Here is an 11,437-nt window from a genome sequence, read left to right on the forward strand (position 1 = left end):
CTATGAACCCGCAATTTCTCCTCTGGCTCACTGGTGCCATGGCGGTCTTCATCGGTGGCGCGACTGCTTCGCGGGCCTATATCGCCAACAACAACATATTGATCCTCATCTTCGCGCTCAGCCTCTATTGCGTGGGCAATCTGATGATGGTCCGGCTGATGCGCGAGGGCGGGCTTGGTCTGGCGATCTCCGCCTCTGCCATTGCTCAGCTTGTGGTCGTGAATATCGTTGCCTTCGTCGTCTTCGGCGAGCGGCTCAGTCTGCCGCAGCTTGCCGGCGTCGGGCTCGGCATCGTCGCGATGGCGCTGATGCTGTTTCCGGTGGAAAGGGGCGCGTGACCATGGAGAAGGAGCAATTCTTCAAACATAAATTCCTGCCGGTCACGGCCATCCTGGTGGCAATTATCGTGTTGTGGTACGCCTTTGCCGTCATTCTCAACGCGCCATTCCAGCGCGATCTCGGCCGCCGCGCCAACGTCACTTCCGGTACGATGGAATTCATCGGCAAGACGCTCGCGCAGCCGAAGCCGATCCTGCCGGCACCGCATCAGGTGGCGCAGAATGTCTTCGAAAACACGTTTCTAAGACCGCTGACGAGCAATCGCAGCCTCGTCTACAATGCCTGGGTGACTTTGTCCTCCACGGCTGTCGGTTTCGCTTTCGGGACCCTTTTGGGCATCCTCATTGCCGTCGGCATCGTGCATGTCTTGGCACTCGACCGCAGCCTGATGCCATGGATCATCGCCTCGCAGACGATACCGATCCTGGCCATCGCGCCGATGGTCATCGTCGTCCTGGGTTCGATCGGCGTTACCGGCCTTATTCCCAAGGCGCTGGTCTCAACTTACCTCTCCTTCTTTCCCGTCGCCGTTGGCATGGTCAAGGGATTGCGATCGCCGGAAATCATGCATCTCGACCTAATGCGTACCTACAATGCCAGTTCGATGCAGACCTTCTGGAAGCTGCGTGTCCCCGCATCGGTTCCGTTCCTCTTCACCTCGATGAAAGTTGCGATCGCAGCCAGCCTCACCGGAACAATCGTTGGCGAACTGCCAACGGGCGCCGTCGCCGGCATCGGAGCCAAACTGCTCGCCGGCTCCTATCAAAGCTTGACCATCGATATATGGGCGGCCCTCGTTGCCGGCTCGATACTAGCCGCGGCACTGATTGCCGTTGTCAGCATCGCGGCACGTATCGTCGATCGTGCAATGGGAGGTCGGGCGGCATGAAGAATTCTCATGTGTCGTGGCAAGGCACGCTCTCCTTTCTTCTCTGTCTTGCGGCGCTATTGGCGCTGCCGCTGCTCGCCGCCGATGCCGCCACCCCCATCAGTAGCGGAACCACGTTCGTCATCTTCGTTCTCATTGGTGCCGCGGCCCTTGTTTCTTTCATGAACCTGTCCGCAATCCTCTGTGCGTCGATCCTCTTCTTTGCCGCACATGCAGCCGCCTTGCTTCTGCTGGATGGAATATCGGGCAACGAAGGCACCGCGCTCGCCTCGTTTTTTATCCTGCTTGCCGCGGCGTGGCTGCTGGCCTGGCGCTGCGTCGCCATCCTGTCGGTCACCCCGGCACATTCGACCGCCGGGAGCTATACGCTACGGTTGCTCATTCCCGCGATTTTCGGCGTCTGGATCATCATCATCTGGGAAGCCGTAACGCGCGGGTTTGGCATCCCTTTCATCCTGCTGCCACCACCAAGCGCCATTGCTGCCCGCATTGCCAGCTCCGCTTCCATTCTTTGGACGGATGTTCAGCAGACGATCTTCCGGTCGGTTCTAATCGGCTACATTATCGGCTGCACCAGCGGCTTCATCGTCGCCATTCTCGCCGACCGCTTCGCCTTCCTGCGCCGCGGCCTGCTGCCGATCGGCAATCTGGTCTCCGCCCTGCCGATCATCGGTGTCGCGCCGATCATGGTCATGTGGTTCGGCTTCGATTGGGAATCTAAATCGGCTGTCGTCGTCATCATGACCTTCTTCCCGATGCTGGTGAACACGGTCGCCGGCCTCGCCGCCGCCGGCAATATGGAGCGCGATCTGATGCGCACCTATGCGTCGAGCTATTGGCAGACTTTGTTCAAGCTTCGCCTGCCGGCCGCGGCTCCCTTTATCTTCAATGCACTAAAGATCAACTCGACCCTGGCCCTAATCGGTGCCATCGTGGCAGAGTTCTTTGGCACACCCATGTCGGGCATGGGCTTTCGTATTTCAACCGAGAACGGTCGGTTGAATCTCGATATGGTCTGGGCTGAGATCGCGGTCGCCGCGGTCGTCGGCTCCGTCTTCTACGGTATCGTCGCCGTTCTCGAGCGGATGACGACGTTCTGGCATCCGTCTATCCGTGGTGGAAAGACGTAGTTCAGGATCCTGCCAAGGGATCAGGGCATAACTTCAGAGGGAAAAGGACAAAAAATATGAAAAAACTGATGGTCGCATTGATGGCAAGCGCGATGGCGTTGGCCGCAGCGCAGGCGGCGCAGGCTGCCGACAAGGTGACGCTGCAGTTGAAATGGGTGGCGCAGGGCCAGTTCGGCGGCTATTTCGTCGCCAAGGACAAGGGCTTCTACAAGGAGGAAGGCCTCGACGTCGACATCAAGCCCGGCGGTCCGGATATCGCACCGGAACAGGTAATCGCCGGCGGCGGTGCCGATGTCATCGTTGACTGGATGGGTGGCGCTCTGGTCGCTCGCGAAAAGGGCGTGCCGCTGATCAACATCGCCCAGCCCTATGACAAGTCCGGCCTCGAACTGATCTGCCCGAAGGACGGTCCGGTAAAGACCGAAGCCGATTTCAAGGGCCATACGCTCGGCGTCTGGTTCTTCGGCAACGAATACCCCTTCTTCGCCTGGATGCATAAGATCGGCCTGAAGACCGACGGCGGCAAGGATGGCGTCACCGTCTTGAAGCAGAGCTTCGACGTTCAGCCCCTCGTCCAGAAGCAGGCCGACTGCATCTCCGTCATGACCTATAACGAATACTGGCAGGCGATCGATGCCGGCTTCAAGCCGGAAGATCTGATCGTCTTCAACTATAGCAAGCTCGGCAACGACCTTCTGGAAGACGGCCTTTATGTCAACGAGACCAAGCTGAAGGACGCGAAGTTCAAGGCCAACATGGTCAAGTTCGTCCGTGCTTCGATGAAGGGCTGGAAATACGCTGTCGAACATCCGGATGAAGCCGCCGAAATCGTCATGGATAATGGTGGCCAGGACGAAAATCACCAGAAGCGCATGATGGGCGAAGTCGCCAAGCTCATCGGCACCGGCAAGCTCGACGGGAAACTCTACGATCGCACCGTAGCCGCCCTGCTCGACCAGAAGATCATCAACAAGAAGCCGACCGGCGCCTATACGCATGAGATCACCGACGCCGCGCTGAAATAGGCCCGACGCCGAAAATCCGAAGAAACGTGCGCGGTTCACGCCACGCGCGTTTTTTTCATTTTGTAACAGCCGTGATAAAAGACTGGCTTTGTCGTCGCGTTTGCCTAAAAAACCATGCTTCGATCAAGTATCGTAATGCAGACATCACGAGCACGTAATTGATTTGCAATGCAACGCCCATTAGAATTGCGCGCCACGTAGAAATCATTTTCTCGTGATCTTGCAGGATTTGGAAATCGTTCCCACCTAAAGGGGCAAATTGAGGATGAGGGACTTGCAGGCATGACAGACGGATGTTGATCCGCCGGAAGAGCCGGCCCGCATGCATTGATCCCCCGTGCTCGCGACGGAAAACAGCGAGATCCCGTTACACAAATACCGAACTGGAACTGAACGCATGGCCTTCACGCCGCATAGATTTCTGAGCACGACTGCAATGTTGCTTGTTCTCCTGACGGCACCGGCGGCTTTTGCCGAAGAACCCACCGTCACCGCGCCAAAGCAGAACCTGCCTGCAATCGTCGTCACACAGGCCGTAACACGCAAACTGACCGACAAAGTGGTCGCCACCGGCACCGTGAAAGCGGTGGATGAGGTCTATATCCAGCCGCAGGTGGACGGCCTGTCGATCCGCTCGCTCAACGCTGACGTCGGCGACAAGGTCGAGGCGAACAGCACGCTTGCCACGCTGAACGATGATGCGCTGATCCTGCAGAAGAGCCAGATGGAAGCAACGAAGGCGAAGGGCGAAGCAAGCCTCGCCCAGCTTCGCGCGCAGCTCAACGAGGCCCGCGCCAATGCTGAGGAAGCGGAATTGCAGCGCGTCCGCGCCGTCACCATGGGCGCCAAGGGCACCGTCTCGACCTCGTCGGTCGAGCAGGCGAATGCGGCGGCCGCCGCCAACAAGGCGCGCGTGGCCTCGGCCGAACAGGCAATCGCAGTTGCTGAAGCCGATCTCAAGGTCATCGACAGCCAGATCGCCGATACGGACCTGAAGCTCGCCCGCACGGGCGTCAAAACGCCGGTTGCCGGCACCGTCGCTTCGCGTAACGCCCGCATGGGAGCCATCGCCAACGGCAATGGAGATCCGCTCTTCACCATCATCCGCGACAGCGATCTGGAGCTGGTGGTCGATGTCTCCGAAAGCGACATCACCAAAATTACCCTTGGTCAGAAGGCGCTGATTTCGCTTTCCGGCAGCCGCGAAAAACTCACCGGCTCCGTCCGCCTGGTCGCGCCGATCGTCGATGCGGTGACCCGCCTCGGCGCAGTCCACATCTCCATCGATGACGACGAAAAGGCGCGCGCCGGCATGTATGGCAGCGCCGAGATCATCGTCCGCGAGACACAAGGTGTTTCCCTGCCGCTGACGGCAGTCAACAGCGACGAAAATGGCTCTTCTGCCCGCAAGGTAGAGGGTGGCGTCGTCAAATTCGTCAATGTCCAGACCGGCATTCAGGATGGCGCTTACGTCGAGATCGTCAAGGGCCTGAAGGATGGCGACGAAGTCGTCGCCAAAGCCGGCGCCTATGTTCGCGACGGTGACCACATCACGCCCGTCAAAGAAGCTCCGCAAGCGTCCAACTGAGCGAGAACGGCAAGATGAACTTCTCCGCCTGGTCAATCCGAAATCCGGTCGCCCCGCTCCTCGGCTTTTTCCTGCTGATGGTGGTGGGCGCGCACGCCTTCTTCAATCTGCCGATCACCCGCTTCCCGAATATCGACGTGCCGGTCGTCAACGTGACCGTAACGCAAAGCGGCGCCTCGCCTGCCGAACTCGAAATGCAGGTGACGAAAGAGGTCGAGGACGCCGTCGCCAGCATCAACGGCATCGACGAGATCCAATCGACGGTGACGGACGGCCAGTCGCAGACCGTCGTCATCTTCCGCTTGGAAGTGCCGACGCAGCAAGCCGTTCAGGATACCAAGGACGCGATCGACCGCATCCGCGGCAATCTGCCGTCGACCATCGACGAGCCGATCGTCTCCAAGGTGGATGTTGAAGGCCAGGCGATCCAGAGCTTTGCCGTTTCCTCGCCCAATATGTCGCTCGAAGAACTGTCCTGGTTCGTCGACGACACCGTCAAACGTGCGCTGCAGGGTCAGGTCGGCATCGGCCGCGTCGATCGCTATGGCGGCGCCGATCGCGAAGTGCGCATCGAGCTCGATCCGAACAAGCTGAATGCCTACGGCATCACCGCGCTTTCGGTGAGCCAGCAGTTGCGCGGCACCAATATCGATCTCGGTTCCGGCCGCGGCCAGGTGGCGGGCAGCGAACAGGCGATCCGCGTCCTGGGCGACGCCCGCGATGTCGCCCAACTCGCCGACACCACGATCGCGCTGACCAACGGCCGCTTCGTCAAGCTTTCCAATCTCGGCGTCATCAAGGATACCTATCAGGAACCGAAGTCCTTCTCGCGCTTCAACAGCACGCCTGTCGTGACCTTCGGCGTGTTCCGCGCCAAGGGTGCCAGCGAAGTCTCCGTCGCCAATACCGTGGCTGGCACTTTGACCAAGGTGCGTGCCGAAAACCCGAACGTCTCGATCGAGATGATCGACGATGCGGTCTATTACACCTACGGCAACTACGAGGCGGCGATGCATACGCTGCTGGAAGGCGCGTTGCTGGCGGTCATCGTCGTCTTCCTGTTCCTCAAGAATTGGCGAGCGACGCTGATCTCGGCCGTTGCCCTGCCGCTTTCAGCAATCCCGACCTTCTGGGTCATGAACCAGATCGGCTTCTCGCTAAACCTGGTCAGCTTCCTGGCGTTGACATTGGCGACCGGGATTCTCGTCGACGACGCGATCGTCGAGATCGAGAACATTGCCCGCCATATCAAGATGGGCAAGACGCCGTATCGCGCCGCGATCGATGCCGCGGACGAAATCGGCCTAGCCGTCATCGCCACGACCTTCACCATCATTGCCGTGTTCGTGCCCGTCTCCTTCATGCCGGGCGTTCCGGGCCAATACTTCATCCAGTTCGGCCTGACGGTCGCTTTCTCAGTGTTCTTCTCGCTGCTGGTCGCGCGCCTGATCACACCGATGATGGCCGCCTACTTCATGCGCGCCGAGGATGCCGTCGAAGACCACCACGACAATGACGGCCGGTTCATGCGCGGCTATAGCTGGCTGGTACGGATCACAACAAAGCGGTGGTATACGCGCTATCCGACATTGCTTGCGGCTTTTGCATTCTCCGTCGCCTCCGTCTTCGCGCTCATCATGTTCGTGCCCGGCAGCTTCATCCCTCCGGACGATTCGTCCCGCATCGTGCTGTCGGCCGAACTGCCGCCGAATGCCCGGCTTGACGACACCGAGCAGGCAACCAACGAGATTTACAGGCGCGTGAAGGACATCGACGGCGTCGAGAATGTCTTCGTCCTTGGCGGCGCCTCGCCCAAGGGCGATCTGGAACTGCGCCGCGCCACAGTAACGCTGACGCTCGGCAAGCTTGACCAATCGCTCGTCAAGAAGCTGGTCAACGATGTGGCGGGTTCGCTGCCCATCATCGGCCCCTACCTTCCGAAGGTTACCGTCCACGGCCGCATCAAGCCGCAGTGGGAGGTCGAGAAGGAAGTCTTCGCCAAGCTGCGCTCGATCCCCGACGTCCGCATCACCAAGCTCAATGACCGCGGCGACCGTGACCTGACCTACAACTTCCTCTCCCGCAACGAGAAGGATCTGAACGAAGCGGTCGGCATCCTCGAAGCCAAGCTGCGCACCGATCCGGCGCTTGCCAACGTCAGCGCCGACGGCGCCCTGCCCCGGCCGGAGCTGCAGGTCTATCCGCGCAAGGACGAGGCAGCCCGCCTCGGCATTACGCCGCAGATGATTTCCGATACGGTGCGCGTCGCGACCATCGGCGATATCGACGCGTCGCTTGCCAAGATTTCGCTCGATGATCGCCAGATCCCCATCCGGGTGCAGGCTGCAGTCGGCATGCGCCGCGACCTTGCCGCGATCCGGGCATTGCGCATCAAGACCGCCACCGGCGCGTCAGTGCCGATGTCGAGCGTGGCCAATATCGAATATTCGGAAGGCCTGTCTTCGATCAAGCGCAACAACCGCTACCGCGTCGTCGCGATCGGCGCCGACCTCCCGCAAGGCGTGGCCCTGGACACAGCTTCGAGCCATTTTCTCGCCACCGTCAACAGCGCCAAGATCCCGGCCACTGTCCATCTGGCTGAAAGCGGCGACACCAAGGTCCAGAAGGAAATGCAGCAGAGCTTCGGCAATGCCATGCTGCTGGGCCTCCTGCTGGTGCTGACCGTGCTGGTGCTGCTGTTCAAGGATGTGATCCAGCCCTTCACCATTCTGCTGTCGCTGCCTCTGGCGATCGGGGGCGTGGCGCTGGCGCTGATCGTGACCGGCAATGCCCTCTCCATGCCCGTCATGATCGGCATTCTGATGCTGATGGGCATCGTCACCAAGAATGCCATTCTGCTCGTCGATTTCGCCATCGAAATGATGCACCATGGTATGCCCCGGCTGGAGGCCGTGGTCGAGGCCGGTCGCAAGCGCGCACGGCCGATCATCATGACCTCGATCGCCATGTCCGCCGGCATGTTGCCGTCCGCGCTCGGCGTCGGCGAAGGTGGCACGTTCCGCGCGCCGATGGCGATCGCGGTGATCGGCGGCATCATCGTCTCGACCGTCCTCAGCCTGGTGGTCGTGCCGTCCTTCTTCCTGATCATGGACGACCTGTCGCGCCTGCTTGCCTGGCTCTTCGGCCATCTCGTCGGCAAGAAGGATGTGAACGACGAAGTCGTGACCAAGGAAAAGCTGGCAACCGCCGTCGACGAAAACCGCAAGTCGCTCACGGCACTGGAAGAGCGCCTCGACGCCGTGGAAAACAAGGACGTCCCGCAGCGCGGCGGAAAGGCCAAGACGAATATCCTGAAACTGCCGCCGTTTGCTGCCGAATAGAGCGGCAGGCCGGTAAGCGGAATGACAATGGCAGGGCGGCTTACAGGCCGCCCTGTTCCTTTAGGAAGTCGACGATCGTTGCAACACCATCGCCGCGCTTCATGTCGGAGAACACAAAGGGGCGGGCCTGGCGCATGCGGGTGGCGTCGCGGTCCATGACATCAAGATCGACGTCGACGAAGGGAGCGAGATCCCTCTTGTTGATGACGAGAAGATCGGATTTGGTGATGCCCGGACCGCCTTTGCGCGGAATTTCCTCACCCTGGCAGACCGAGATCACATAGATGGTAATATCGGCGAGATCCGGCGAAAAAGTCGCGGCCAGATTATCGCCACCGGATTCGATGAAGACGACGTCGAGATCGGGAAGCCGCTCGTTGAGGCCGGCAATGGCCTGCAGGTTGATCGTCGCGTCTTCGCGAATGGCGGTGTGCGGGCAGCCGCCGGTTTCGACGCCGACGATACGATCCGATGTCAGCGCCTGCATACGCACCAGCGCCTCGGCATCCTCGGTCGTGTAGATATCGTTGGTCACCACCGCGACGGAATAATCGTCACGCATCGCCTTGCAAAGCTTTTCGGTAAGCGCAGTCTTGCCCGAACCGACAGGCCCGCCGATACCGACGCGCAAAGGTCCATTTCTCGATTTCATGCTCGAAACTCCGATAAAAACATAGAATAGCGGGGCAGACGCGTCTCGCACAGCGGCGAATGACGTAGCTCAACCGCAATATTTGCTCGAGCCCTTCAGGACCGAAAGAGCCTGGTGCCCTGCGTCTCATGACGAAGGCTTGCGATATCGGCGTGCACCGTCGCCGCGCCGAGATCGTCGAGGCTCGATCGTGCGGCCCGCTTGGCGACCTCAGCGATGACGTCTTCCAGCGCCGCCAGGATCGCGACACCATCCCTCTGTCCGGTCACCCCAAGCCGAATGCCTGCCGACAGCATCTGCGATGCCAGCGCATGCAGGAAGGCCGCGAGCGCCTTTTCCCGGGATATACCATGCGCGCCAGCCACGGCGCCGACCGCTACCGGATAAGCCACTTTCGCAGGCAACATGGAAAAGACCGGATGCGGCCAGGCATTGGCGGCGGAGAGGAAAGCTTCGCCGAGCAGCATTGTTTCCTGATGGCGCTCCTTCGAGCCGGCTAGCGCTTCGGCAAGCTCGGCTGCCTCGGCCAGCCGCGCCGCATCCTCGGCCGCACCATGCGCCTCGGCAAGCAAGACGGCATCGTTCCAGACCGAGCCATGGCGTATCAGCGCCGCGACCCAATCCCGAAGGCTTTCCACGTCTTGCACAAGGCCATCATGGACAGCACGCTCGAGGCCGCCCGAATAGGCGAAGGAGCCGACGGGAAACGCCGGCGAGAGCCAAGCCATCAGCCGCAAGAGCGCCTGCAGATCGCCATTCTCCGCCTCTGAAATCCTAGCCATCACGCTCAATCGTGCGAATGATCGTGATGATCGTGACCGTGTCCGTGCGAATGGCCGCCATGCGCATGATAGGCGCCACGCGCCGGCTGGAAGGCTTCGCTGACCTCCGTCACCGTGGCACCGAGGCCTTCGAGCATGGAGCGGATGACATGGTCGCGCAGGATGAGGATGCGGTCTTCCTCGATCTGTGCCGAAAGGTGCCGGTTGCCGAGGTGCCAGGCAAGCTCGATCAGATGCCGGCGATCACGCTGCTTGATCTCGAACAGCTTTTCCGCTGCCGCGACGATTTCGATCAATTCGCCATCTTCCCGTACCAGCAGATCGCCATTGGCGAACAGAACCGGCTCTTTCAGATCGAGCATGACCATCTCGCCATTTTCGAGATGCAGCAGCTTGCGGCGCAAATGCCGGAGATCATGCGGCAACACGACACGATCGATCGGATTGGAGGATGGGGTGCCGGCCGGCAGATAGGAGGTGACGCGTAGCATGACATGTCCAGTTCAAAACTTTATCAGAGCATGCAAAATAGCCGCTTTCCGCGCAAGGGCCAGTACCGGTTTCGTAGACCTATATCCCATGGCCGTATCGATGCGGCTCCCCACGGTCGGGCATCTCTTCCTGCCCTTCCTCGGCCGGAGGGCGCTGCCAGATATGATTCAGCCATTCGCTTTCATGAACGACGCGATTGCGGCCAAGCGCCTTGGCGAGATAAAGCGCCTTGTCCGCGGCGGCATAGACCACCTCTTTCTTGCGCTCGCCCCAAATATCAGCGATCCCCGCGGAAATAGTGATCTTCACCGAGCCGCCTTCGACAGCGATAGCGTGATCGGCAATCCGCGTTTTCACGCCCTCGATGCGGGCGATGCGTTCGGCCATGTCACGACCATGGACGATGGCGCCAAACTCCTCGCCGCCCAGGCGGGCGATCACGTCCCTGCCCTCGAAAATGCCGAAGAAGATCTGTGAGACCGCGATGATGACGGCATCGCCGGAAGCGTGCCCATAGCGATCATTGATCGTCTTGAACCGGTCGACATCAAAGATCACCAGCGAGGCGTCGTCTTTCGCCTCTTCCAACGCCTCGGTAAAGGCGCGACGGTTCAGCAGTCCCGACAACATGTCGGTGCGGCTTAGCCGTTCGAATTCGGCGCGCGAGACGGCAAGCTTATGAATGGCGTAGCCGGCCAGCAGCGCCAATGCGCCGGAAACCGTACCGCCAATGAACCAGGCAAGCAGGACACCAAGCCGGATCGCGTCCAGCATCCGCAACGGCAACAGGCCGAGCCACTCGAGGACAGGCAGCATCACGAGAATGATGGCGACGGACAGGATAACCGCAAGAAAACTCATCTTTAGCGCGAAAATATATATCGTGCGGCGCTGCTGAAAATTACCGAGTTCGGCCTGCAGCGAAATCCACCTTTTCATGCGAATCACCTTCCTCAGCCCACGAATTCGATGAAGTGAGATAGGGGTGAACGCTCTTCCAGGTCTTTAATACGATCGTTAAAATGCCGGACATTTCTCAACTTATAAGCTGCTGGAAATTGGCACTGAACACTTGCGTCACCCAAGGTGAAGTTGCGATATAAACAACCATCGGCGCAAGTCTCTGATTATGCTGTATTAGTTCGAAGAACTCATGAAAAACCCCTGAAATTCAGGGGTTCCCGGTAATTATAGCGATG

General features: G+C 59.9%; 10 protein-coding genes. 6 read left to right on the plus strand and 4 right to left on the minus strand.

The annotated features are described in order from the left end of the window. Positions 1 to 2: 2 nt before the first annotated feature. From C9E91_RS14155 to C9E91_RS14180, 6 genes are all read left to right on the plus strand, one after another. A complete protein-coding gene (locus C9E91_RS14155; RefSeq protein ID WP_107108939.1) occupies positions 3 to 338 on the plus strand; it encodes a hypothetical protein in 336 nt (111 codons plus the stop codon). A 2-nt stretch (positions 339 to 340) separates the two neighbouring features. Next, entirely contained in the window at positions 341 to 1,228 is an 888-nt protein-coding gene (locus C9E91_RS14160) for an ABC transporter permease (RefSeq protein ID WP_107108940.1), read from the plus strand. Next, positions 1,225 to 2,358: an ABC transporter permease gene (locus tag C9E91_RS14165; protein WP_107108941.1), complete on the plus strand. Its 1,134-nt coding sequence runs from the start codon at positions 1,225 to 1,227 to the stop codon at positions 2,356 to 2,358. The genes C9E91_RS14160 and C9E91_RS14165 overlap by 4 nt, the downstream gene beginning before the upstream one ends. A gap of 56 nt (positions 2,359 to 2,414) precedes the next feature. Continuing rightward, positions 2,415 to 3,383 (plus strand): ABC transporter substrate-binding protein, encoded by a 969-nt coding sequence (locus C9E91_RS14170; protein ID WP_107108942.1) that lies wholly within the window; start codon positions 2,415 to 2,417, stop codon positions 3,381 to 3,383. Positions 3,384 to 3,780: 397 nt separating this feature from the next. Then, entirely contained in the window at positions 3,781 to 4,971 is a 1,191-nt protein-coding gene (locus C9E91_RS14175) for an efflux RND transporter periplasmic adaptor subunit (protein ID WP_107108943.1), read from the plus strand. 14 nt (positions 4,972 to 4,985) lie between these two features. Next, entirely contained in the window at positions 4,986 to 8,312 is a 3,327-nt protein-coding gene (locus C9E91_RS14180) for an efflux RND transporter permease subunit (protein WP_107108944.1), read from the plus strand. A gap of 40 nt (positions 8,313 to 8,352) precedes the next feature. Here C9E91_RS14180 and ureG read toward each other — a convergent pair whose 3' ends face one another. The 4 genes from ureG to C9E91_RS14200 form a co-directional block, all read right to left on the minus strand. After that, on the minus strand, positions 8,353 to 8,964 hold the full coding sequence (ureG, locus tag C9E91_RS14185; RefSeq protein WP_107108945.1) for an urease accessory protein UreG: 612 nt from the start codon (positions 8,962 to 8,964) through the stop codon (positions 8,353 to 8,355). 95 nt (positions 8,965 to 9,059) lie between these two features. Further along, positions 9,060 to 9,746 (minus strand): urease accessory protein UreF, encoded by a 687-nt coding sequence (locus C9E91_RS14190; RefSeq protein WP_107108946.1) that lies wholly within the window; start codon positions 9,744 to 9,746, stop codon positions 9,060 to 9,062. A 5-nt stretch (positions 9,747 to 9,751) separates the two neighbouring features. Next, positions 9,752 to 10,237, minus strand: coding sequence for an urease accessory protein UreE (ureE, locus tag C9E91_RS14195; RefSeq protein ID WP_107108947.1), 486 nt, complete (start codon positions 10,235 to 10,237; stop codon positions 9,752 to 9,754). 79 nt (positions 10,238 to 10,316) lie between these two features. Continuing rightward, positions 10,317 to 11,177, minus strand: a complete 861-nt coding sequence (locus C9E91_RS14200) for a GGDEF domain-containing protein (RefSeq protein WP_107108948.1) — start codon at positions 11,175 to 11,177, stop codon at positions 10,317 to 10,319. Positions 11,178 to 11,437 lie beyond the last annotated feature (260 nt).

The organism is Rhizobium sp. SEMIA4064 (genome assembly GCF_003025035.1).
GTDB lineage: Bacteria > Pseudomonadota > Alphaproteobacteria > Rhizobiales > Rhizobiaceae > Rhizobium > Rhizobium paranaense.